The sequence below is a fragment of the Nocardioides sp. NPDC000445 genome (assembly GCF_040300245.1).
Taxonomy (GTDB): Bacteria; Actinomycetota; Actinomycetes; order Propionibacteriales; family Nocardioidaceae; genus Nocardioides.
In genome coordinates this window covers 68,392-89,900 of sequence record NZ_JBEPDH010000016.1, presented here as the reverse complement: position 1 = coordinate 89,900, position 21,509 = coordinate 68,392, and the positions used below count along the sequence as shown (strand labels likewise).

Annotated in this window: 24 protein-coding genes; 12 read left to right on the top strand and 12 right to left on the bottom strand. The window is 69.5% G+C overall.

Translation table 11 applies throughout. From position 1 onward, the window contains the following. Positions 1-362: 362 nt before the first annotated feature. Genes ABT304_RS20980 through ABT304_RS20965 form a run of 4 tightly spaced genes read right to left on the bottom strand, consistent with a single transcriptional unit; the run spans position 363 to position 6,595 of the window. Positions 363-2,642, bottom strand: coding sequence for an FdhF/YdeP family oxidoreductase (locus ABT304_RS20980; protein WP_350718119.1), 2,280 nt, complete (start codon positions 2,640-2,642; stop codon positions 363-365). A 10-nt stretch (positions 2,643-2,652) separates the two neighbouring features. Beyond that, a complete protein-coding gene (locus tag ABT304_RS20975; protein ID WP_350718118.1) occupies positions 2,653-5,262 on the bottom strand; it encodes an ABC transporter permease in 2,610 nt (869 codons plus the stop codon). Between the two features lies 1 nt (position 5,263). Next, positions 5,264-6,043 carry an ABC transporter ATP-binding protein gene (locus ABT304_RS20970; RefSeq protein WP_350718116.1) on the bottom strand — a complete coding sequence of 260 codons (780 nt, stop codon included), beginning with the start codon at positions 6,041-6,043 and terminating at the stop codon, positions 5,264-5,266. A 54-nt stretch (positions 6,044-6,097) separates the two neighbouring features. Next, positions 6,098-6,595, bottom strand: coding sequence for a beta-class carbonic anhydrase (locus ABT304_RS20965; RefSeq protein WP_350718114.1), 498 nt, complete (start codon positions 6,593-6,595; stop codon positions 6,098-6,100). Positions 6,596-6,656: 61 nt separating this feature from the next. Here ABT304_RS20965 and ABT304_RS20960 point away from each other — a divergent pair, with 61 nt between their 5' ends. Beyond that, positions 6,657-8,678: a M3 family metallopeptidase gene (locus tag ABT304_RS20960; protein WP_350718112.1), complete on the top strand. Its 2,022-nt coding sequence runs from the start codon at positions 6,657-6,659 to the stop codon at positions 8,676-8,678. A 118-nt stretch (positions 8,679-8,796) separates the two neighbouring features. Further along, a complete protein-coding gene (locus ABT304_RS20955; protein WP_350718110.1) occupies positions 8,797-9,399 on the top strand; it encodes a dihydrofolate reductase family protein in 603 nt (200 codons plus the stop codon). Positions 9,400-9,402: 3 nt separating this feature from the next. Here ABT304_RS20955 and ABT304_RS20950 read toward each other — a convergent pair whose 3' ends face one another. Then, positions 9,403-9,600, bottom strand: coding sequence for a hypothetical protein (locus ABT304_RS20950; protein WP_350718108.1), 198 nt, complete (start codon positions 9,598-9,600; stop codon positions 9,403-9,405). Positions 9,601-9,673: 73 nt separating this feature from the next. After that, a complete protein-coding gene (locus tag ABT304_RS20945) occupies positions 9,674-10,249 on the bottom strand; it encodes a hemerythrin domain-containing protein (RefSeq protein WP_350718106.1) in 576 nt (191 codons plus the stop codon). 156 nt (positions 10,250-10,405) lie between these two features. Here ABT304_RS20945 and ABT304_RS20940 point away from each other — a divergent pair, with 156 nt between their 5' ends. The 4 genes from ABT304_RS20940 to ABT304_RS20925 all read left to right on the top strand — a co-directional run bounded on the left by ABT304_RS20940 (position 10,406) and on the right by ABT304_RS20925 (position 12,239). Beyond that, on the top strand, positions 10,406-11,026 hold the full coding sequence (locus ABT304_RS20940; protein ID WP_350718104.1) for a helix-turn-helix transcriptional regulator: 621 nt from the start codon (positions 10,406-10,408) through the stop codon (positions 11,024-11,026). Between the two features lie 188 nt (positions 11,027-11,214). After that, positions 11,215-11,736, top strand: a complete 522-nt coding sequence (locus ABT304_RS20935) for a sigma-70 family RNA polymerase sigma factor (RefSeq protein ID WP_350718103.1) — start codon at positions 11,215-11,217, stop codon at positions 11,734-11,736. Between the two features lie 28 nt (positions 11,737-11,764). Next, complete coding sequence (locus ABT304_RS20930) at positions 11,765-11,911, top strand: hypothetical protein (protein WP_350718101.1); 147 nt, start codon at positions 11,765-11,767, stop codon at positions 11,909-11,911. A gap of 1 nt (position 11,912) precedes the next feature. Further along, on the top strand, positions 11,913-12,239 hold the full coding sequence (locus ABT304_RS20925) for a plasmid stabilization protein (protein WP_160024232.1): 327 nt from the start codon (positions 11,913-11,915) through the stop codon (positions 12,237-12,239). A gap of 80 nt (positions 12,240-12,319) precedes the next feature. Here the strand turns inward: ABT304_RS20925 and ABT304_RS20920 are convergent, their stop codons facing one another. Genes ABT304_RS20920 through ABT304_RS20910 form a run of 3 tightly spaced genes read right to left on the bottom strand, consistent with a single transcriptional unit; the run spans position 12,320 to position 13,663 of the window. Beyond that, positions 12,320-12,589: a hypothetical protein gene (locus ABT304_RS20920; protein WP_350718099.1), complete on the bottom strand. Its 270-nt coding sequence runs from the start codon at positions 12,587-12,589 to the stop codon at positions 12,320-12,322. Next, positions 12,586-12,810, bottom strand: a complete 225-nt coding sequence (locus ABT304_RS20915; protein WP_160024230.1) for a hypothetical protein — start codon at positions 12,808-12,810, stop codon at positions 12,586-12,588. The genes ABT304_RS20920 and ABT304_RS20915 overlap by 4 nt, the downstream gene beginning before the upstream one ends. Before the next feature lie 58 nt (positions 12,811-12,868). Further along, positions 12,869-13,663 carry a sigma-70 family RNA polymerase sigma factor gene (locus tag ABT304_RS20910; protein ID WP_350718097.1) on the bottom strand — a complete coding sequence of 265 codons (795 nt, stop codon included), beginning with the start codon at positions 13,661-13,663 and terminating at the stop codon, positions 12,869-12,871. A gap of 181 nt (positions 13,664-13,844) precedes the next feature. Here ABT304_RS20910 and ABT304_RS20905 point away from each other — a divergent pair, with 181 nt between their 5' ends. The 5 genes from ABT304_RS20905 (at position 13,845) to ABT304_RS20885 (ending at position 17,588) form a co-directional block, all read left to right on the top strand. Next, a complete protein-coding gene (locus ABT304_RS20905; RefSeq protein ID WP_350718095.1) occupies positions 13,845-14,837 on the top strand; it encodes an NAD-dependent epimerase/dehydratase family protein in 993 nt (330 codons plus the stop codon). A gap of 59 nt (positions 14,838-14,896) precedes the next feature. Continuing rightward, complete coding sequence (locus ABT304_RS20900; protein WP_350718093.1) at positions 14,897-15,850, top strand: glycosyltransferase; 954 nt, start codon at positions 14,897-14,899, stop codon at positions 15,848-15,850. Positions 15,851-16,020: 170 nt separating this feature from the next. Further along, positions 16,021-16,164 carry a GPGG-motif small membrane protein gene (locus tag ABT304_RS20895; RefSeq protein ID WP_168381108.1) on the top strand — a complete coding sequence of 48 codons (144 nt, stop codon included), beginning with the start codon at positions 16,021-16,023 and terminating at the stop codon, positions 16,162-16,164. Between the two features lie 84 nt (positions 16,165-16,248). Next, positions 16,249-16,497, top strand: coding sequence for a metallothionein (locus tag ABT304_RS20890; protein WP_350718091.1), 249 nt, complete (start codon positions 16,249-16,251; stop codon positions 16,495-16,497). A 14-nt stretch (positions 16,498-16,511) separates the two neighbouring features. Beyond that, positions 16,512-17,588 carry a cytochrome P450 family protein gene (locus ABT304_RS20885; RefSeq protein WP_350718089.1) on the top strand — a complete coding sequence of 359 codons (1,077 nt, stop codon included), beginning with the start codon at positions 16,512-16,514 and terminating at the stop codon, positions 17,586-17,588. A 111-nt stretch (positions 17,589-17,699) separates the two neighbouring features. On the opposite strand, the gene ABT304_RS20880 is transcribed toward ABT304_RS20885, so the two are convergent. Beyond that, a complete protein-coding gene (locus tag ABT304_RS20880) occupies positions 17,700-18,332 on the bottom strand; it encodes a MerR family transcriptional regulator (protein WP_350718087.1) in 633 nt (210 codons plus the stop codon). Positions 18,333-18,421: 89 nt separating this feature from the next. On the opposite strand from ABT304_RS20880, the gene ABT304_RS20875 reads away from it, so the two are divergent. Beyond that, positions 18,422-18,976 (top strand): DUF4188 domain-containing protein, encoded by a 555-nt coding sequence (locus ABT304_RS20875; protein ID WP_350718085.1) that lies wholly within the window; start codon positions 18,422-18,424, stop codon positions 18,974-18,976. On the opposite strand, the gene ABT304_RS20870 is transcribed toward ABT304_RS20875, so the two are convergent. Together ABT304_RS20870 and ABT304_RS20865 are read right to left on the bottom strand one after the other, a co-directional pair. Next, positions 18,963-20,777 (bottom strand): MFS transporter, encoded by a 1,815-nt coding sequence (locus ABT304_RS20870; RefSeq protein ID WP_350718083.1) that lies wholly within the window; start codon positions 20,775-20,777, stop codon positions 18,963-18,965. The two genes, ABT304_RS20875 and ABT304_RS20870, sit on opposite strands and share 14 nt — an antisense overlap. Beyond that, entirely contained in the window at positions 20,774-21,481 is a 708-nt protein-coding gene (locus ABT304_RS20865; RefSeq protein WP_350718081.1) for an LppX_LprAFG lipoprotein, read from the bottom strand. The genes ABT304_RS20870 and ABT304_RS20865 overlap by 4 nt, the downstream gene beginning before the upstream one ends. Positions 21,482-21,509: the final 28 nt, after the last annotated feature.

The following is a 21,509-nucleotide window of genomic DNA, read 5'->3' as shown; positions in this document are numbered from 1 at the left end:
CCTTTGTGTGTCAGAAGATTTCGGGGTGAGCCAGGACCCTCCGGCAAGCCCTCACAGCGCTGTCACCGCGATGAGGGGGCCGGTGCGGGCCACCCTCCTCCGCGGGTCCTGCAGAGCAGGAGGAGGGTCAGCTTCGCGCGCCGGTGCAATCGACTGACGGTGCCCACGTGGGAGCGCCCGTCAGGCTCGTGCCTGACAGGTGGTGCTCGGAAACCACGCGGAACATGCTCATCACGTTAGGCATCAACACCGGCCCCGGCAAAGTAATTCCGACGCCCCACAACCTGTCGAGTCGGCGCGTCATGACGCGCCGACTCGGCAGGGATTGCGGTCAGGATGAGCCGACTCGACCGGATTTCAGGTCAGGACGAGCCGACTCGGCGCGGGTCGAGGCGGACCACGACCGACTTCGAGGTCGGGGTGCGGCTGCCGTCGGCGTAGGAGTCGAGCGGGATGAGGACGTTCGTCTCCGGGAAGTACGCCGCGGCGGAGCCGCGAGGGGTGGCGTAGGCGACGACGCGGAAGCCCTCGGCCCGGCGTTCGCCGTCGGTCCAGACCGAGACGATGTCGACGGTGCCGCCATCCGCGATGCCGAGCTCGCGGAGGTCCTCGGGGTTGACGAAGACGACGTGGCGCCCGCCCTTGATGCCGCGGTAGCGGTCGTTGTAGCCGTAGACCGTGGTGTTGAACTGGTCGTGGGAGCGCAGGGTCTGGAGCAGCAGGTGGCCCGGGGGAGCCGAGACCGCGGTCAGCGGGTTGGCGGTGATCCGGGCCCGGCCGGTCGTGGTGTTGAAGGTGCGTGAGTCGCGGGGGCCGTTGGGCAGGGCGAAGCCGCCGGGGGCCTTCAGCCGGGTCTCGAAGTCCTCGAACCCGGGGATCACCGCGGAGATGTGCCAGCGGATCCGGGAGTAGTCCGAGCCCATCGTCGCCCAGTCGACGCCGTTGTCCGAGCCGAAGAGCGCCTCGCCGATGGCGCAGACGATGCCGACCTCGCTGCGCAGCTCCTTCGAGCCCGGAAGCAGCCGGCCGTGAGAGGCGTGGACCATACCCATCGAGTCCTCGACGGTGACGTACTGCTCGCGGCCGCCGGTCTCGTCGCGCTCGGTGCGGCCCAGGCAGGGCAGGATCAGACCCTCGCGGCCGTGGTGGAGGTGGCTGCGGTTGAGCTTGGTCGAGATCTGGACGGTGAGGCCGACGTTGGCCAGCGCGGCCGTGGTGACGGCGGTGTCGGGGGTCGCGGCGGCGAAGTTGCCGCCCAGAGCGAGGAAGACGTCGACGGCGCCGTCGCGCATCGCCTCGATCGCGGCGACCACGTCGAAGCCTTCCTCACGGGGCGGCGTGATGCCGAACTCGGCACCGACCGCGTCGAGGAACCACGCCGGCGGCTTCTCCCAGATGCCCATCGTGCGGTCGCCCTGCACGTTGGAGTGGCCGCGGACCGGGCAGGCGCCCGCGCCGGGCTTGCCGATGTTGCCGCGCAGCAGCAGGAACGAGGCGATCTCGCGGATCGTGGCGACCGAGTTCTTGTGCTGGGTCAGACCCATCGCCCAGCACACGATGACGCGCTCGCGGGACTCGACCAGGTCGGTCAGCGATTCGATCTCCTCGCGGGAGATGCCGCTGAGCCGGGTGATCTCGTCCCACTCCATCGCTGCCCACGCCTGCGCCGCGACCTCGAAGCCGTCGGTGTGCTCCTCGATGAAGGGGTGCGCGATGGCGTCGCGCTCGACGAGCAGTTTGTTGATCCCGGCGAACAGCGCCAGGTCGCCGTTGACCTGCACGGGGACGTGGACGTCGGCGAGCTGGGTGCCGACGCCGGTGACGCCGCGTACGGTCTGGGGGTTGCGGAACCGCCCCAGCCCGGCCTCGCGCAACGGGTTGATCGAGACGACCTTGGCGCCGTTCTCCTTGGCGGACTCGAGCGCGGTCAGCATCCGGGGGTGGTTGGTGCCGGGGTTCTGGCCGACCACGAAGATCAGGTCGGAGTGTTCGGCGAGGTCGTCGTAGGTGACCGTGCCCTTGCCGATGCCGATCACCTCGCCGAGCGCGGTGCCGCTGGACTCGTGGCACATGTTGGAGCAGTCGGGCAGGTTGTTGGTGCCGAGCTGGCGGGCGAGCAGCTGGTAGACGAACGCGGCCTCGTTGGACGCCCGGCCGGAGGTGTAGAAGACCGAACGGTCGGGGTCGGCCGCGCGCATCCGGTCGGCGATCAGCGCGATCGCGTCGGACCAGGTGATGGGGGAGTAGTGCGTCTCGCCGGGGGCGACGTACATCGGCTCGGTCAGCCGGCCCTGCGACTCCAGCCAGTGGTCGTCGCGCTCATTGAGCGAGGCGATCGAGTTGGCCGCGAAGAAGGCGCGGTCGACCCGCTTGCGGGTCGCCTCCCAGGCCACCGCCTTGGCACCGTTCTCGCAGAACTCCGCCGCCTTGCGGTGGTCGGGGTCCGGCCAGGCGCACGAGGGGCAGTCGAAGCCGCCGACCTGGTTGACCTTGAGCAGCGTCTGCAGGCTGCGCCTGGGGCCCATCTCGCGCAGTGCGTACTCCATCGAGTGGGCCACGCCGGGGAGTCCGACCGCGGCCGTCTCCGGCTCCTTGATGCGGAGAGTGGGTTCGGGCAGGTCTACGGAGTGCTCGGTGCTCACCCGAGGCACACTACTCCGAGGCGATCGCCTTGAGGACGTCTTCCCTCCCGGCGCGGATGGCCGGGAGGAGCGCGGCCAGGACGCCGACGACGACGGCGATCGCCATGAAGATGGCCAGCTGGTCGAGCGGCACCCACAGGCTGGTGAGGTCGTCGCGCAGCGCGTCGCGCAGCAGCACCCCGAAGAGCACCCCGAGTGCGAGCCCGAGCACCGCGCCGAGGACCGCGATCGTCACCGACTCCAGGGTGATCATCCGGCGCAGCTGTCCGCGGGAGAGGCCGATGGCGCGCAGCAGCCCGATCTCGCGGGTGCGCTCGATGACACTGAGGCCGAGGGTGTTGACGATGCCGATCACGGCGATCACGATCGCCAGCGCGAGCAGGCCGTAGATCATGTAGAGCAGCTGGTTGACCTGCCCCTTGATCGACTCGGCGAACTCTTCCTTGTCCTGCACCGCGACCACAGGACGGTCCTCGACGAGCTTGTCGAGACGGTCGTGGACGACGGCCTGGTCGGCTCCGCGGGCGAGCATGATGCTCAGCGATGCGTCCTCGCGCGGCACCTTGGCCGCGACCAGGTCCTCGATGCGCACCGTGATGTCGCCGGTGACCTGGGTCCGGGCGATGATCCCGCTGATCTGCGGGCGCTGCTGGCGGCCGCTGACGAAGGTGAGGTCGATGCGGTCACCGAGCTGCCACTTGTGCTCCTTCGCGGCCTCGTCGGTGACCAGCACCTGGCCGGGCTTGACGTCCTCGCTGCCCTCGAGCACCTCGAGGTCATAGACCTGTGACAGGTGCTCGTCGACGCCGAAGAGGAACTCGACCTCGTTCTTCTTCGGGTTCTGCAGGTCCACCTTGCCGACGACGGCCTGGGCGATCTGGGAACGAGAGACGGTCGCGACGCCCTCCACCTTCTCCATCTCGTCGCCGATCGAGGTCGGGAACGGGGTGAACGTCGGGCTCTGCACGACCAGGTCGGGCTTGAACTGCTCCTCGACCACATCGGAGATCGAGGCGTTCATCGAGGCGGCGAGCACGCCGATCAGCGAGACCAGCGCCAGGCCGATCATCAGCGCCGACGCGGTGGCGCCGGTGCGCCGCGGGTCGCGCATCGCGTTCTGGCCGGCCAGCTTGCCGGTCATCCCGAAGACAGCCCCCGAGACCGTACGCAGCGCCGCCAGCACCGGGCGGCCCAGGAACGCGCTGATCCAGGCGACCGAGAGGATCGAGATCCCGGCGCCGACGCCCACCCACAGCGCCGGGCTGGTCGGCACCTCGAAGCCGCCGGGGAGAGTGATCTCCGGGGCCCCGACCCGCGGCACCGCGGCGATCGCGAGCCCGGCGGCCAGCAGGACGAGCCCCACCGACGTACGCAGGACGGTGGATCTGGCCGGAGGCTGGGTGTCCTCGCGCATCGCCGCCACCGGCGGGACCTTGCCCGCCCGACGAGACGGGAGCAGGGCCGCGGCGAGCGTGACGCAGACGCCCACGACGTAGGAGATCCAGATGGTACGCGGGGTGAGGACGAGGACGTCGGAGGCGATCTCCAGACCCGCCTGACGGAAGACGGCGGCCAGGGCGTGGGCCAGCCCCCAGCCGGCGAGGACGCCGATGGTGGCCGCGATCAGCGACATCACCAGCGCCTCGAAGAGCACCGAGGCGGTGACCTGGCGGCGGGAGGCCCCCAGGGCGCGGAGCAGCGCCAGTTGGCGGGAGCGCTGCGCGATCAGGATGGAGAAGGTGTTGACGATGATGAAGGCCCCGACGATGACCGCGATCACCGCGAAGACGATCAGGAAGACCGAGATCACGTCGAGGAACTCGCCGATCGCGTCCTCGGACTCCTCGACCATCTTGTCGCCGGTGACGGCCTCGAACCCCTGCGGGACCACCGTCTCCGCGGCCTCGACGAGCTCCTTCTGGGAGACGCCGGGGGCGGCGGTCAACGAGATCCCGGAGTAGACGTCCTTGCCGTCGGTGAACAGGCTCTGGGCACCGGCCGTGCTGAAGATCAGCAGCTGCGCGCCCGCGGTGCCACCGCCGTTGAAGGAGGCGGTGCCGGTGAGGGTGACCTTGCGGCGGGTCTCGCCCTGGGGTGCGATCAGGGTGACGGAGTCGCCCACCTGGTAACCGGCCTTCTCCGCGGTCGCCTCGTCGAGGACGAGCTCCTTGTCCGCGGTCGGCCAGCTCCCGCGGATGAGCTCGAGCGACGGCTCGCCGAGCAGGTTGGGGGTTCCGGTGCGGTTGAACGCCAGCGTCGGCGCACCCGAGCTGCTGACCAGCTTGTCGTCGGAGTCGAGCACGTAGAGCCCGGCGCCCTGGACGACGCCGTCGGCGCGGGCGACCTCCGGCAGCGTACGCAGCTTCTCGATGGCCGCCGGCCCCAGAGTGGCCGCGCCGCCGCTGCCGGGGCGGCTGGCCTCGGCCGAGCTGGCGCTGTTGGTCGGGCGTACCTGGCCGTCGGGCGTGGAGCCGTTGATGATGCCGGAGAAGGTGCGGTCGAGCCCGTGCGAGAAGGTGAGTACGCCGGCCAGGAAGGCCACGCCCAGGACGATCGCGAGCGTCGACATCAGCAGGCGCACCTTGTGCGCGGCGAGGTTGCGCAGCGTCAGCCGGAGCACCTCAGGCGCCTTCGCGAATCGGGTCCAGGCCCATCGCCCGTGCCTGCAGGTCGGCCATGTGGGCCAGGATCTCCTCGCGGCTCGGCCTGGCCAGCTCGTCGACGATGCGGCCGTCGGCCAGGAAGATCACCCGGTCGCAGTAGGAGGCGGCGACCGGGTCGTGGGAGACCATGACGATGGTCTGGCCCAGGTCGTCGACGCTGTGGCGCAGGAAGTCGAGCACCTGGGCGGCCGAGGTGGAGTCGAGGTTGCCGGTCGGCTCGTCGGCGAAGACGATGTCGGGCTTGGAGACCAGCGCCCGGGCACAGGCGACCCGCTGCTGCTGTCCGCCGGAGAGCTCGCTCGGCTTGTGCGAGAGCCGTGGTCGCAGGTCGACGGTGTCGATGACCTGGTCGAACCACCCCGGGTCCGGCTTCTTCCGGGCCAGCGAGAGTGGCAGCAGGATGTTCTCCTGCGCGGTGAGCGTCGGGACCAGGTTGAACGCCTGGAAGACGAACCCGATCTTGTCGCGCCGCAGCGAGGTGAGGCGGCGGTCGCGCAGCTTGCCGAGCTTGCGACCGCCGACGATCACCTCACCCGTCGTGGGCTTGTCGAGCGCCGCCAGGCAGTGCATCAGCGTCGACTTGCCCGAGCCTGATGGACCCATGATCGCGGTGAACTGCCCCGCATAGAGGTCCAGGCTCACGCCGTCGAGCGCACGGACCTCTGCGGCGCCCTTGCCGTAGGTCTTGTGCAGGTCGATCGCCTGGGCGGCGATCTCGAGTCGGTCTGCGTCGGTCACGACCCCAACTCTGGCTCACCCATGGTGAGCGCGCATCGGGGTTTGTACCGATTTTCAGATCTTCTGGTTGAGCAGACCCGTGTCGACGTCGTAGATGAACCCGCCGACCTTGACGTCCTCGGGGACGAACGGGTGCGAGCGCACCTTGGCGACATCCTCGGCGAGCGCGCGGGCCTGGTCGTCGACGACGACGGTCAGGTCGAGCCAGGACGCGTCCTGGCCCGCGGACTCGGAGAGCTTGGCGCGCAGCTCGGCCTCGGTGTTGGAGGCGACCGCACAGCGGGTATGGGGCACGACCAGGATGCGCTTGACGTTGAGGAGGTGCACGCCGAGCACCAGCGCCTCCATCGCCTGCGGGGTCACCCGGCCACCGGGGTTGCGGAAGATCTTGGCGTCCCCGAGGCTCAGTCCCAGCATGGCCAGCGGCTCGATGCGGGAGTCCATGCAGGTCACGATCGCCACTCCGGCGTGGGCGACGCCGTCGAAGCCGCCGGTGTCGAACGTGTCGGCGTAGGTCTGGTTCGCGGCAAGCAGGTCATCGAAATCGGCCATGGGGTCAAGGTAGCCGATATCGCGGCGCCGACCCCGACCTGTGTCAGATAGCGTGCGTGATGTGATCGACGCCCTACTCGAGCCCAGTGACCTGCCCCACCGCCTGCCCCGTTTCGCGGACATCTCGATCGAGGACTACGGCCCGGCGATCGAGCAGGGGATGGCCGAGCAGCTGGCCGCGCTGACCGCGATCACGGCCTCGGCCGAGGAGCCGACGTTCGAGAACACGCTGGTCGTCCTGGAGCGGTCCGGGGAGCGGCTGGACCGGGTGCTGCGGATCTTCTTCTCGCTGCTCTCCGCGGACTCCGACGACGATCTGGACGAGCTCCATGCTGCGTACGCTCCACGGCTGGCGGCCCACCACGACGCGCTGCTTCTCGACGATGCGCTCTTCGCCCGGGTGAACGCTGTCTACGAGAAGCGAGCCGAGCTGCAGGGCGAGGACCGCTATCTGGTCGAGCGCTACCACCGCGACTTCGTGCTCGCCGGCGCTGCGCTGGGGCCCGCGGAGAAGGCACGCCTGCGGGAGCTCAACCAGGAGATCTCCGGGCTGGAGGCGGCGTTCGGGCAGGCGGCGCAGGCCGACTCCAACGACCTCGCCGTGGTCGTCGACACCGTCGAGGAGCTCGCCGGGCTGACCCCGGGGGAGATCTCCGCGGCCGCGGCGGCCGCCGAGGGCAGGGAACTGGCGGGCAAGTTCCTGATCACGCTGACCCTGTTCACCGCCCACCCCTACCTGTCCGTGCTGGAGAACCGGGAACTGCGCCAGCGGCTGTTCGAGGCCCAGCTCGCCCGCGGCTCGCGCGGCAACGCCAACGACACCCGCGGCATCGCGCTCGACGCGCTGCGGCTGCGGGCGGAGAAGGCGCAGCTGCTCGGGTTCGACAGCTACGCCGGCCTGGTGACCGCCGACAACACCGCCGGCACCCCGAAGGCCGTCCGCGACATGCTGGAGCGGCTGGCGGCGCCGGCGGCTCGCAACGCCCGGGCCGAGCAGTCCGCGCTCGAGGCATCGGCGGGCGGACCGATCGAAGCCTGGGACTGGCCCTACTACGCGGAGAAGGTCCGGGTCTCGGAGTACGACGTCGACCTGGCCGTCCTGCGGCCGTGGTTCGAGGCCGACCGGGTGCTGCGCGACGGCGTCTTCTTCGCCGCCGGCCGGCTCTACGGGCTGACCTTCGATGAGCGCCCCGACCTGCAGGGCTACCACCCCGAGGTACGCGTCTTCGAGGTCTCCCGCGACGGCGAGCCGATCGGCCTCTTCCTGCTCGACCTCTACACCCGGGACTCGAAGAAGGGCGGCGCGTGGATGAACTCCTACGTCACCGCCAACACGCTGCTGGGTGAGCCGTCGGCGGTCGTGACCAACAACCTCAACGTGCCCAAGCCGGCGCCGGGGGAGCCGACGCTGCTCACGTTCGACCAGGTCAACACACTCTTCCACGAGTTCGGGCACGCGCTCCACGGGCTGCTGGCGCGGGCGACCTACCCGCGGTTCGCGGCGACGTCGGTCTACCGCGACTTCGTCGAGTACCCGTCCCAGGTCAACGAGATGTGGATGCTCTGGCCCGAGGTGCTCGCCAACTACGCCGTGCACCACGAGACCGGTGAGCCGATCCCGGCCGACGTTCTCGGCAAGCTCGAGGCGTCCGCCACGTTCAACGAGGGGTTCGCGACCTCCGAGTACCTGGCCGCCGCGCTTATCGACCTCGCCTGGCACGAGCTCGGTCCGGCCGACGTGCCGACCTCGCCGGAGGCTGTCGAGGAGTTCGAGGCGGCCGCGCTCTCGGCGGTCGGCCTCGACAACCCGGCGGTGCGCCCCCGCTACTACACGGCGTACTTCAAGCACATCTTCGGCGGCTACGCCTCGGCCTACTACTCCTACATCTGGTCTGAGGTCCTCGACGCCGACACGGTCGCGTGGTTCAAGGAGAACGGTGGCCTGACGAGGGAGAACGGCGAAGCGTACGTCCGTTACGTGATCGGCATCGGCGGCACTCGGGACCCGTTGGAGTCCTATGCGGAGTGGCGCGGCCGGCCTGCCCCGATCGCTCCGCTGCTGGAGCGCCGCGGCCTCGTCTGAGGCGCTCGGATCAGAACCGAGCGGCGCCGTTTATCAACTAGATGGTTGACAAGCGGCGCCGCTTCGAGCTTTCCTGGTAGTCAACCAATCGGTTGACTAATGGAGAGTGGTGGGGACGATGACGGTGATCATGCAGGCGGTCGTGTCGGTCGACGGGTTCATCGGCTACGAGGACGACATGCCGGGGCACCTGTTCGACTGGTACAGCAACGGCGACGTCGAGGTGCTCGGCGGTGCCGGACGGATCTCGAAGGCGTCGTGGGACTACGTACGCGACTTCTGGGAGACCTCGACGACGATGGTGATCGGACGCCATCTCTTCGACATCACCAACGGCTGGGAAGGCAAGCCGCCGACCGGCGATCATGTGGTGGTCGTCAGCCACCGGCCCAAGCCCGAAGGGTGGCATCCCGACGCCAGCTACCACTTCGAGACCTCGGTCGAGGCGGGCATCGCCAAGGCGAAGGAGCTGGCCGGTGGCACTCCGATCGGCCTGTGCGCCGGCGAGGTGGCGGGTCAGGCCCTGGCCGCCGGGCTGGTGGACGAGATCCAGCTCGATGTCGCCCCGTTGCTCATCGGGCGGGGAAAGCCGTTCTTCGGGACGTACGCATCCTCGGTGCTGCTCAGCGATCCGGAGGTGGTCCAGGGCGACCGGGTGACGCACCTGCGATACCGCGTCGAGGGTCCGGCCGACCCTGGCCACACTGCCTGGAAGGCCTGAGGCTCAGCGGTCCCGCGGGTCCGCAGGGCCGGCCCAGCTGGACTGCGGATCGCTGGCGGGAAAGGTCTCTTCCTCGGTCTCGTCCTGGCGATCGCGCTCGGTGCCTTCCTCCTCGACCCGATCTGGGGTGGGGAAGGGGATCGGAGACTCGGTGCTCTCGTCAGCGCCGGTCACCGGGTCCTTGGTTTCCTTCTCGACCATGTTCTCTGCTCCCATCTGAAGACTTCGATGCTGTCGTCGATGCCGTTCAGCATCCACTGTGCCACGGGCCACGTCAGGATCGGCTCAGCGCATCCTTGACGCGGTCCGCGATGGAGTGGAACGGCATGGTGGCCAGCTGCTTGGGCACCGATCCGGCGGAGCCGGGGTGGGGGTGGGTCGGTGCGATGAGCTCGGTCGCGGTCAGGCGCTTGCCCATCATGTGGCGAGCCGTCTCGTCGATCGTGCTGAGGAGCAGCGGGAACTCGACACGCTCCTCCTCCTCGGCGTGCTGCTCGACCGCGATCTGGAAGATCGGGAAGGTCTCGTCGAACTCGGGGCTCTCGACGCCGACCTCCTCGAGCCGGGCCAGCATCTCGGTGGCCTCCTTCTCATCGGCGTTGAGCGCCTTGGCGAGGGTTTCGCCGCCATGGGTCGAGGTGACCGTGTGGACGACGATCTGCTCGGCGGTCTCGTGCACCGCGAGCAGGACCCGGAGGTCGTCGAACGCCTGTCGCTTGGCCGGGCCTTCGGAGTTCTCCACCGTGGCGCAGAGCTGCCGGATGCCGGCGTGCTGCTGCAGCAGGATCCTGACCACGTCGCCCTGGGGTAGCTCGGAGGCCTTCTTGAGGTCTTCGGTCACGTGGGACATGGGCTGCTCCTGTCTCGAATTTGTGTACATAATCCCAGGTACCCACGGCGTGTTCTGTCCATACGCCTGTCCAACTGACCACCGATCTGAGAAGGTTCAGGGGTGATGAGGATGGGGGTGTTACGGGTCGCGGTGGTCAGCCCGCAGGAGGTTGTCATGCGCGGGATCATCAGCATGCTCGCGGACTTTCCTGACCGGGTCGTCGTGACCGCTCTTCCGTCTGTCCGCAGCCGGGCTCCGGGCGTCGACGTGATCCTCTACGACACCTTCGGCCTGTACCTGAGTGACGGGTCCGACCTGCAGCATCTGCTGCACGAGACCGACGCCGAGGTGCTGATCTTCAGCCGCGACATGCGCCCCGATCTGCGGGCCCAGGCCTACTCGCTGGGAGCCCATGCCTGGGTGTCCATGAGCGTGCACGCCGGTGAGCTCGTACGCAGCATCGAGCTCACCGCCGCCGGCGAGCCGATCGGTGAGCACGAGGACCGGATGGGCACGCTCGCCGGGCTCAGCACCCGTGAGGTCGAGGTGCTCGCGCTGATCACCCAGGGGCTGTCCAACAAGGAGATCGCCGCCAAGCTCGTGGTGAGCGTGAACACGCTCAAGAGCCACATCCGTCAGGCCTACCGCAAGATCGAGGTCACCACCCGCAGCCAGGCGGTGAGCTGGGCGATCACCCACGGGTTCGCGCCGCCCGACGAGAATTCCATGGAGTCGGGCGCATCGGTGGCGGCACGGATGGTTACCGATAGCGTATCGACAGAGCAGTCTGGGTGACTGCCGCCGGCCACGTGTACGGGGGTGGACACCACGTCGGTGCTGTCGGTGCCGCGGTCCCGGCAACGGACCCGGGACCGCGGTTCTACCCCTAGGGGTGAGTGAGCTGTGGGGGTTGAGCTCACCCCTGGGGGCCATTTCTCGTCTGAGCAGGTGTCATTCGCACGTCCGCGCGAAAGACTCGGGTCATGGATACGACACGGGATGCATCGCCGCTGCCTCCGCCTCAGCAGGAGGATCTGGTCGTACGCCACCTCCCGGTGGCACGCTCGCTTGCCGCCCGCTACTCGGGCCGCGGCATCGAGGCCGACGACCTACGCCAGGCCGCCCACATGGGGCTGGTGAAGGCAGCCCGCCGCTATGACCCCGCCGAGGGCGAGTTCCTGAGCTATGCCGTGCCGATGGCCAAGGGCGAGATCCGCCACTGCTTCCGCGAGCTGGCCCGCTGCGTACGTCCGCACGGTGCAGACGACGAGCTGCTCGAGCAGATGGGGGAGGCCGACCCGGGCTTCGACCGCGCCGAGGCGCGAGTCGTGGTCGCGGAGGCGGTCGGCGATCTCCGTGAGGCGGACCTGATGATCCTGCAGCTGCGGTTCGTCGACGGTCTTTCTCAGGCCGAGATCGGCGAGCGGATCGGCGCCACCCAGGCGCAGGTCTCCCGCGCCCTGGCCCGGATCCTCCGCCGGATGCGGGTCGCCGTCGCCGCGTAACCGACGCATCGAGGGGGTACCGGAGGGTATGACTACCCAAGCCGTCATCTTCACCGTGATCGGGGTGATCGTCGTCCTGGTCGGCGTTGCCGCCTGGCTCTACGACGCCCGCCGGAACAAGCGCGTCGCCGATGACGAGGAGCGCTTCGATCAGCCGAGAAGGAGGAGGAGCTGAGATGCCGCAACGTGCCTGGAGCAAGAAGCGAGAACGACAGTACGAGCACATCAAGGAAGGTCTGCTCGAGCGCGGTGAGAACGAGGACACCGCCGAGGAGATCGCGGCTCGTACGGTGAACAAGGAGCGTGCCCGCGGGGGAGAGTCCCGCGAAAGCAGCCGCACCTCGACCAAGGACATCTCCTCAGGCCGCCGCGGTGGCTTGCGCAGCCACCGCGGCTCCGGCGGGCGGACCAAGGCCCAGCTGTACGAAGAGGCCAAGGACAAGAACGTCAAGGGGCGTTCGAAGATGAGCAAGGCCGAGCTCGAGAAGGCGGTTGGGCGCTAGTTCCGTTCTACGGAGACCTGTGGGCCGCCGACCCGTGATCGGGTCGGCGGCCCACAGCTGTGTGCTGAGCCGGCAACCATCTATGGATGCGGCCGAGAGACGTACGCCGTCGAGGTCCGCTCGAACACACCGTCGGCGTTGTCGGGAGGCGGGTTGGTGGGGGCTCGGTGGTGGCCGGGCCGCCCGATCGGGAAGGTCTCGGACATGATGCCGATCCGCTCGCGGGCCAGACCCAGGGTGATGCCGGCTCCGTCACGTAGCTTCTCGTACGTGGCGGCGGGGTAGCGGCCGACGACGTAGCCGGCTACCCCACCCAGGGCGAAGGTGAAGAGGTGGCGCTTCGTCCTCACTTCTTCTTACCTCCCTTGACCTTTCGCAGCAGTGCCTCGGTGCCCTTCTTGCGGATGACCGTGGTGGCGACGGTGATCACGATCGGGACCGCGAAGGCGGCGACAGCCGTGAGCCGCTTGCCCCAGGACGACTCCTGCCACTTGGTCTTGGGCGTCGTGCCGTTCCACAGCGAGCGCTGAGCGTTCTTGGAGCGCTCGCCGGTGATCGTTGAGTACGTCATGCCAGATCTCCTTGTGTCGGGGTCGGCTTTCGTGTCCCGTACCCGTCGTGGGTGCGGGTCATGCGGCGAGTCCTACGCCTTCGAGCTGCGCACGGAGCTCGTCGATGATCCGGGTCAGGATCCGGGAGACCTGGGTCTGGGTGACGCCGATGGCCTCGCCGATCTCTGCTTGGCTGCGGTCCTCGATGAAGCGCAGCCTCACCACGAGCTGGTCACGCGGGCACAGCACGTGAATCGCCTGCTCCAGGGCCAGACGGGTCTCGCAGTCGGCGAGTCCGCCGTCGACTCCCGGCAGCATGTCGCCGATGGTCGCCTCGGCCGAGGACTGGGCCTCGCCGGGGCGCAGCGGAGCGTCCAGCGAGGAGGGGGTGAAGCAACCGCGGGCATCGAGCGCCTCGCGTACCTTCTGCTCCGGCACGTGGGCGATCTCGGCCAGCTCGGAGGTGGGCAGGTTGCCGCGCTCGGACCCGATCCGCAGCAGCGTGCTCTGCAGCTCCTGGATGGGTCGCGGCGGCCGTACCGTCCAGCCGTGGTCACGGAACCAGCGCTTCACCTCACCACGGATCGTGGGTACCGCATAGGTGAGGAAGTCGTCGGCACGATCGGGGTGGAAGCTCTTCGCGGCCCGGACCAGGGCGATGTACGCCACCTGCTCCAGGTCCGCACGGGGGATGCCACGGCCGGTGTAGCGGTGGGCGATCGAGCGGGCGACCGCGGCGTTGAGGAGGATCACCTCCTCGAGGATCCGGTCCTGCTCCTCACCTTCCGCGGTGTGTGCCTTCGCCAACAGCTCTGAGGTCAGACGCTGTCGCTCGGCCCGGGGTAGGTCTGTCTCGAAAGTTGTCGTCGTCATGTGTAGGTAGTGCCGGACACGACCGCCGCCCAACGGTTTCGCCGCAAGGTTCACCCCCGTGGGTGTGCGTCTTCGCGGGCGCAATCACCCCTGCGGGTGGTAATCGGGAGGGTCGGGCTGGGATGGGTGGCCGCGGGTACCGGTGCAAGCGAGACGGACACACGCCCTGGGAGGAACACCGATGGACGCCTGGGAAGAGTCATTGCGCGGCGCCCGGGTGGTGGTCACCGGCGGGGCCGGGTTCCTCGGCTCATGGGTGAGCGAGCGACTCCTGGACGCCGGGGCCCAGGTGTGGATCGTCGACAACCTGCTCACCGGCTCGGCCGACAAGATCGAGCATCTCTTCGGCCGCCCGGGGTTCGCGATCACCATCGCCGACGCCAGCGATTCGACCCCCGACCCGGGTGGAGTCGACCTGGTGATGCATCTGGCCTGTCCCGCCTCTCCGGTGCACTACGAGCGGCTGCCTCTCGAGACGCTACGAGCGGCGAGCGAGGGTACGGTCAACGCACTCGAGCTGGCCGCCCGCCACAACGCCAGGTTCGTGCTCACCTCCACCTCCGAGGTCTACGGGGAGCCCGAGGAGCACCCCCAGCGCGAGGAGGACTGGGGACACGTCAACCCGATCGGCGTACGCAGCGTCTACTACGAGGGCCAGCGGTTCGCGGAGGCGACCACGATGGCCTATGCCCGCGAGCGAGGTGTCGACGTCGCGGTGGCGCGTCTCTTCAGCACCTACGGCCCGCGGATGAGTCGCGACGACGGCCGGGTCGTGCCGGCCTTCCTCGACCAGGCCTTGGGCGGGGCCCCGCTGACGGTCGCCGGAGACGGCTCGCAGACCCGGTCGCTGTGCTGGGTCGAGGACACCGTCGAGGGACTCCTGCGGCTCGCCTGCGCCGACGTGGCGGGACCCGTCAACATCGGCAACGACCACGAGGTCACGATGCTCGAGCTGGCCCGGATGATCATCGAGCTGACCGGGTCCGAGTCGCGGATCCACCATGTAGCGCTGCCGACGGACGCCCCGCACGTACGCCGCCCGGACCTGACCCGCGCGCGGGTGCTGCTCGGCTGGGAGCCGGAGATGCCGCTCGAGGAGGGGCTCAAGCGGACGGCGCGATGGCGCGAGGAGACGAGCCCGACGGCGGCAACGGACGCAGAGCCGGTGCGCTGACCTCGGAACTTGTCCTGATTCGCCGCATCACCACAGGGGCTCCCGGGCACCGAGAGGGAATGAGAATTCTGATCTGGCACGTGCACGACTCCTGGACGAGGGCGTTCGTGCACGGTCGCCACGACTATCTCCTCCCGACGACCGCCGACCACGGCCCCGACGGTCTCGGCCGCGCCAGCACGGGGGAGTGGCCGTCGGCGGCCCGCGAGGTGAGCAGCGAGGCCCTCGCGGACGAAGAGGTCGACGTCGTCGTCCTGCAGCGACCGCACGAGGTCGAGCTGGCCGAGCGGTGGCTCGGCGGGCGGCGCCCGGGTCGCGACCTACCCGCCGTCTACGTGGAGCACAGCACTCCCGCCGGCGCGATCCCCGACACCCGTCACCCGATGGCGGGCGGTGGTGTCCCGATCGTGCACGTCACCGGCTTCAACGACCTCCTCTGGGACTGCACCGGCACTCCGACCACCGTGATCGAGCACGGCATCGTCGACCCGGGCCGTCGCTACGCCGGCGACATCGAGCGCGCCGGAATGGTCGTCAACGATCCGGTACGCCGCGGCCGCTCGGTCGGCGCCGACCTGATCCCGGCGCTGGCCGAGGGTGTCGGCGCCGACGTCTTCGGCCGGCGCGTCGAAGGCCTGCCCTCCTGCGAGGGGCTGCGGACGTACGAGGACCTGTCGCAGGAGGATCTGCACGACCACCTCCCGCGGCGTCGCGTCTACGTCCATCTCAGCCGCTGGAGCTCGCTGGGCCTCTCGCTGATCGAGGCGATGCACCTCGGTATGCCGGTGGTCGCCCTGGCCACGGCCGAGACCCCGGTCGCGGTGCCGCACGAGGCCGGGTTCGTCACCACCCGCCGCGACGAGATCGTCCCGGCCGTACGCCACCTGATGAAGGATCCCGACGTCGCCGAGGAGGCCGGGCTCATCGGGCGCCGGCACGCGAGAAGGCGCTACGGCCTGGAGCGGTTCCTCGATGAGTGGGACGACGTGCTCCGGTGGGTCGCCGCGCACTGATCGGAGGAGAGGTTCTCGCTCTGCTGACGGGTTTGCCGGATCGAGAGGTTTGCGAGGGCGCGGATGTGGGTACCGACAGGGCTGCACGAACGAGAGGTCATGAGGAGTGATCCCCGTGAGCGACTTCGTGAGCATCCCCCGCAACAACTACACACCGAGGTGAGATCCACATGGCACTAATTCTCTGGCTGATCGCGGCAGTCCTGGTTATCGGCGGCATCCTGGCCCTGGTACGCGGCCAGATCCTATGGGGAGCAGTCCTCATCATCGTCGGCCTGTTGGTCGGCCCTGGTGGGGTCAGCATCTTCACCTAGACACCATGCGGCCCGGGCCTTCGAGGCCCGGGCCGCGTGGCGTCCGGCGTGAAGTCCGGGACGAAGCAAGGAAAGGACCGAACCATGGGTAAGTGCGTCACGTGCGGCAACGACTACGACGAGAGCTTCGAGGTGACGACGGCTTCGGGTGAGCACCACGTCTTCGACTCGATCGAGTGTGCTGTGGCGGTGATCGCGCCCGTGTGCGTCAACTGCGGCACCCGCATCCTCGGGCACGGGGTGCAGAACGAGGAGCACATGTTCTGCTGCGCCCACTGTGCCCACTCGGTCGGAGTGACGGGTGTGAGCGACCGGGTCACCAGCGGCTCCTGACGGGAGGCGACCGGATGTCCCACGATCTCGCCGCGGACCTGCTCCGGCACGGCTACCACGCGATCCCCGACGCTCGGCGGCGGGCCGGCGACCCGCCGGTCTGCCCCGTCAAGCTCCTCGGGGACGATGCCGTCGTCGTGAGCGGTCCTGCCTCCGTACGCCGCTTCTACGACCCTCGGCTCATCCGCCGCTCCGGTGCGGTGCCCCCACCTCTGGCGACCCTGCTCTTCGGCCGTGGCGCGGTCCACGGACTCGACGGTGAAGAGCACCGACACCGCAAGGGGCAGTTCCTCGGCCTGCTCGACGATGCCGCTGCCTCGACGCTCGAGGATCTCGTACGCCACCACCTCGGCACAGCGATCCGGGAACGCCACGGGGAGACGGTGAGCGTGTTCCACCTGCTGTCCGAGGTCTACGCCCGCGCGGTCCTGGCATGGGCCGGCATCTCGGTGCGCCACCCGGACAAGGTCGGGCGTCGGCTGGCCGGGATCGTCGACGGGTTCGGTATCTCCGGTCCCTCCTATGCGACGGCGTGGGCTGCCCGGCTGTGGGCCGACCGCTGGGCCCGAGGGCTCATCCGGGAGGCGCGCTCGGCCACGACCCAGCCCACCACGCCGGTGGAGACCATCGCCACCTGGCGGGACCCGGAGGGCGAGCTGCTGCCGGTTCCGGTGGCGGCGGTCGAGCTGCTCAACGTACTGCGGCCCGCGGTCGCCGTGGCCTACCTCGGCACCTTCGCCGTCCAGACCCTCGACGACGAACCCGCGCTGCGCCCGATGCTCGCCGAGGATCCCGCGCGACGCCACGCCTTCACCCAGGAGGTACGCCGCATCTTCCCGTTCGTCCCGGCGCTCGCCGGCATCGCGCGCCAGCACGGCGACTGGGACGGCCAGATCGTCCCGCGGGGGAAGCGGGTCGTCCTCGACGTCCCCAGGACCAACCTGGACCCGGCCTCGTGGTCCGCGCCGTACACGTTCTCGACCGAGCGGTTCCTCGGCCGAGAGGTCGACGAGTTCGAGCTGGTGCCGCAGGGCGGGGGAGACCCCGCCGAGGGACACCGGTGCCCGGTGAGCCGTCGACGATCGCGATGATCTCGGCAACCGTCGAGGTCTTCGCCGCCGCTCCCTGGCGCGTGGTCGAGCGTGGAAGCACCTATCCGCGGATCCCCGCCCGCGAGCGGCTCCGCGTCCGGATCGGGTAGATCAGCGGCGCCCGGCGAACCGCAGGGCACTGTGGTGCTCGTGGGCCAGCCGGCGCAGGCAGAGGAGGAACTCGCCGAGGACCACCTGACCCACGACCATCTGCTCCATCATCGCCTCGCGATCCTGGGTGTCGTCGATCTGGCCGAGCTCGTAGGCAGCGATCGCATCGACGAGGGGAAGATAGGTCGCCGCGCCCTCGGGGTCGGTCGGCAGACCGCTGTCGAGGATGACCTCGATGATGCCAGCGAGATGGTCGCGCTCGGGGGCATCGGCCCTGACCTCGGTCCACCCCGCTTGGGCGACGATCTGGTCGGCGAGCTCGCGGGTGTGATCACCCCGGGACACGGGGACGGTCGTCTCGATGCGGAGCGCGTCGCAGGCCTTGCCGAACATGTCGTGCACCGACGCGGTGCGGTCCTGGGTCGCGTCGACCAGTGCCTTGAGCGCCCCGACGGGGACGGCGCCGACATCGCGTAGCACGCGGAGCAGGCGAAGGCGGCGTACGTGCTGGTCGTCGTAGTCGGCCAGACGCTCGGAGAGTTTCTTGCCGGGGGAGAGGAGGCCCTCGCGCACGTAGTACTTGATGGTCGCGACGCTCACGCCGGTCGAGTCGGCAAGCTCGGAGATCCGCATCGTTCCTCCGTGAAAGGGGTTGACGGCATTGCTGGATAGGAGCACTATCTTAGACTAGATACTAATGCTATCCAGCCAGGAGGACGGCCATGTCGAAGATTGCCCGGGGCTATCGAGGGGCTCCCGAGAACGTCCCGGACGGCGTCACGCCCGGCCACAGCGTCGCCGACGTCGGCACCGACGAGGTCGTCGTGTTCCTGATCGGGATGCGCATCCACCGCTGGCACAAGGTGCGCAGCTGGTTCCCGGCGTTCGTCGGGATGCCCCGGATGCTCGCCGAGCTCGCCAAGAACCCCGACCTCGGGCTGCTCTCGGCGCGCAGCTACTGGTCGGGGCGCGTGCTGATGACGGTGCAGTACTGGCGCAGTGTCGAGGACCTGGGCCGGTTCGCCAAGGACCCGTCCCTCACGCACGCTCCCGCCTGGGCCGCCTTCAACCGGCGCGCGGCCTCGACCGGCGACATCGGGATCTGGCACGAGACCTACCGGGTCCCCGGCGACCAGGTCGAGACGCTCTACGGCAACATGCCGGCGTTCGGCCTGGGTGCCGCCCTCGGGGCCATCGAGCGCGCATCCGGACGGCGGAACGCGACCCACGAACGGATGGGCTCGACCCGCCCGGAGTACGTCCCTACAGCGCGGTGACGGTCTCGGTGGGGGACAGCGCCCGGGTGGGCGCGCCTCGCAGGAGCACCACGGAGAGCAGGGCGGCGATCCCGGCGCAGACCGCGGCGCCGGCGAAGACGGTGTGCTCCTGGGCGATGGCGGCGCCGATGAGCAGGTCCTGATACTCCTCGCACATGCCGCCGCCGGTGCACACCGACGACAGCGACGGCAGGTCGGCCTGGGCGGCGTAGTAGCTGCGCAGGCCGATCGTGGTCAGCGCCGAGATGCCTACCAGCATCCCGACCATGCGGGCCACCACGGTGAAGGAGGTGGTCAGGCCGTGCATGGACTGCTCGGTCGTGGCCAGGATCGCCGCGTTGACCGGCGCCAGGGCGAGGCCGAAGCCGAGGCCGCCGGCGACGAGCACGACGGTCGCGGACAGCGAGCGCAGCGCGTCGGCGTCCCAGCGGGCCATGAACACGAACGCCACCGCGGCCAGCAGCATCCCGGCACCCGCGATCACGCCCGCCGGCAGCCGCCGGGTCAGGAAGCCTCCCGCGATGGCACCCACGGGCAGTGCGACCAGGAACTCGAGCAGCACCAGGGCCGCTTTCAGCTGGCTGTCGCCGTAGATCGTGGTGCGGGCGAAGAGCGGTACGTCGATCAGCGCCGCCACGAGCGCGGCGCCGACGAAGAACGAGATCAGCACCGAGCCCCACGCGGGCGTGCGGGCGAACGCGCCCCGGGGCACGATCGGGTCCTGCGCCCGGCGCAGGTGGAAGACGAATCCGAGCAGTGCCAGCCCGCCGGCGACCAGGTACCAGGTGCCCTGCTCGGAGAAGACCGCCACCTCGGGGTCGGCGGTCGCGAAGGCCAGGATCACCCCGGCCAGGGCGAACGAGAGCAGCAGCGCCCCGAGGAGGTCGACCTCGGCGGCGATCCGGCCGAGCACGCGGCGTACGCCCGGCCGCAGGCCGCACTTCACCAGGAACCCGACGGTGGCGATGATCGTGACCAGGCCCAGCGGGGTCAGCCAGCGCGTCGATCCGGCCGCGGGCACGTAGAGCGCGCCCCAGGTCAGGTCCTGGACCAGGGCGGTCGGCTCGACCGCCAGCAGCACGAACGCGACGCCGGCGACCAGCAACAGCAGCAGCGCCAGTACGTCGGTCGAGCCGCCGGAGCCGCTAGGCGGAGGCGTGTCGAGGCCAACAGAGTTCGAAAGCGACTGTGTTGGTCTCGACACCGGCTCGCTGCGCTCGCCGGGCTCGACCAGCGACGGCTGCGGGTGTGTGGTTCGGCCCATCTGCCTGATGGCGATCGCCAGCACGACGCCGACGACGAGGTTGAGCCCGAAGATCGCCCGCCAGTCCGCGACGGCGAGGACGGCCGCGCCGATGAGCGGCCCGAGCACGGAGCCGAGCTCCTGGACCGCCGAGACCAGCCCGAGCGGGACCCCGCGGCGCTCAGCGGGGTAGAGCACCGCGACGAGCGCGAGGGTCGCCGGTACGAGCGCGCCACCGCCCAGCCCCTGGAAGAACCGGCCGACGACCATCGCGGCCAGGTCCCATGACAGGGCGGTCAGGAACGAGCCGAACGCGAAGACGACCAGCCCGCCGACGAGCACCGGCAGGTGCCCGAGCAGGTCGGCGAGGCGGCCGATCAGCGGCAGCACCGCCACATAGCCCAGCAGGAACCCCGAGATCAGCGGTGCCGCCCGCTGCAGTTCCTCGATCGAGAGCCCGACGCCCGCCATCATGTCCGGCAGTGCCAGCACCACGACATAGGTGTCCGCGGCGGCGAACGCCACCGCGATCGCGGCGAGCCAGAGAACGGCTCTCACGGCTTGGCGATCTCCTTCTCGACGCCGTACTCGGTCACGTCGATCGTGTACGAGTACGCCGCCTCGCCCTCACCGCTGAACTTGCCCTCGATGGTGGCCTCGGTGAGCTCGTCGGAGTCGTTGATGATGTAGGTGACGTCGAAGTCGCCGGTCGCGCCGGCGAGGATCTTCTGGACCGCGGTGTCCGGGAGCGTGCCGGTGTAGGTCGAGAGGATCTCGTCGTTGTCGGCGCCGCCGCGTACCGACTTGCCGATCTTCACGTCCTCGGTCGCGGCGAGCAGCGAGGAGATGCCCGTCTCCGGGGCGATCAGCGCGGCCGGGTCGGGCACACCGTAGTCGGCCGGGTCGAGCTCCTGGAACGTGGTCGTGAACGGCAGCTTCGCGTAGACGACGCCGTCGACCGAGACCACCTCGACCTGCGCCTCCGTGCCCATCACCGGCACGGTCAGCGTGCCCTCGAAGGCGGGCTCGCGGGTCAGCGTCCCGGTGGCCGCTTTCAGCGTGGTGATGCCCTCGGGCAGGTCGTCGGAGGCGATCGAGAAGTTGATCCCGCTCGTCTCGTCGAGGTGCTTCTGTGCCGCCGCGAGCACCTGCTTCGGCGTACGTCCCTTGGCCGGGTCCTCGTCGCCGCACGAGGTCATCACGAGAAGCGCGGCCAGAAGGGCGACGAGAGCGAAGGCGAGGCGTGGCAGGCTCAGGGGCATGCGGGTCAGAATGCCACGCCCCGCAACC

Coding starts and splice junctions, on each gene's coding strand:
- ABT304_RS20880 (WP_350718087.1), bottom strand. CDS start 18,332: ATGCGGATCTCCGAGCTTGCCGACTCGACCGGCGTGAGCGTCGCGACC.
- ABT304_RS20905 (WP_350718095.1), top strand. CDS start 13,845: ATGGACGCCTGGGAAGAGTCATTGCGCGGCGCCCGGGTGGTGGTCACC.
- ABT304_RS20890 (WP_350718091.1), top strand. CDS start 16,249: ATGGGTAAGTGCGTCACGTGCGGCAACGACTACGACGAGAGCTTCGAG.
- ABT304_RS20875 (WP_350718085.1), top strand. CDS start 18,422: ATGTCGAAGATTGCCCGGGGCTATCGAGGGGCTCCCGAGAACGTCCCG.
- ABT304_RS20915 (WP_160024230.1), bottom strand. CDS start 12,810: ATGACGTACTCAACGATCACCGGCGAGCGCTCCAAGAACGCTCAGCGC.
- ABT304_RS20945 (WP_350718106.1), bottom strand. CDS start 10,249: ATGTCCCACGTGACCGAAGACCTCAAGAAGGCCTCCGAGCTACCCCAG.
- ABT304_RS20940 (WP_350718104.1), top strand. CDS start 10,406: ATGCGCGGGATCATCAGCATGCTCGCGGACTTTCCTGACCGGGTCGTC.
- ABT304_RS20900 (WP_350718093.1), top strand. CDS start 14,897: ATGAGAATTCTGATCTGGCACGTGCACGACTCCTGGACGAGGGCGTTC.
- ABT304_RS20955 (WP_350718110.1), top strand. CDS start 8,797: ATGACGGTGATCATGCAGGCGGTCGTGTCGGTCGACGGGTTCATCGGC.
- ABT304_RS20930 (WP_350718101.1), top strand. CDS start 11,765: ATGACTACCCAAGCCGTCATCTTCACCGTGATCGGGGTGATCGTCGTC.
- ABT304_RS20895 (WP_168381108.1), top strand. CDS start 16,021: ATGGCACTAATTCTCTGGCTGATCGCGGCAGTCCTGGTTATCGGCGGC.
- ABT304_RS20935 (WP_350718103.1), top strand. CDS start 11,215: ATGGATACGACACGGGATGCATCGCCGCTGCCTCCGCCTCAGCAGGAG.
- ABT304_RS20910 (WP_350718097.1), bottom strand. CDS start 13,663: ATGACGACGACAACTTTCGAGACAGACCTACCCCGGGCCGAGCGACAG.
- ABT304_RS20950 (WP_350718108.1), bottom strand. CDS start 9,600: ATGGTCGAGAAGGAAACCAAGGACCCGGTGACCGGCGCTGACGAGAGC.
- ABT304_RS20965 (WP_350718114.1), bottom strand. CDS start 6,595: ATGGCCGATTTCGATGACCTGCTTGCCGCGAACCAGACCTACGCCGAC.
- ABT304_RS20925 (WP_160024232.1), top strand. CDS start 11,913: ATGCCGCAACGTGCCTGGAGCAAGAAGCGAGAACGACAGTACGAGCAC.
- ABT304_RS20885 (WP_350718089.1), top strand. CDS start 16,512: ATGTCCCACGATCTCGCCGCGGACCTGCTCCGGCACGGCTACCACGCG.
- ABT304_RS20865 (WP_350718081.1), bottom strand. CDS start 21,481: ATGCCCCTGAGCCTGCCACGCCTCGCCTTCGCTCTCGTCGCCCTTCTG.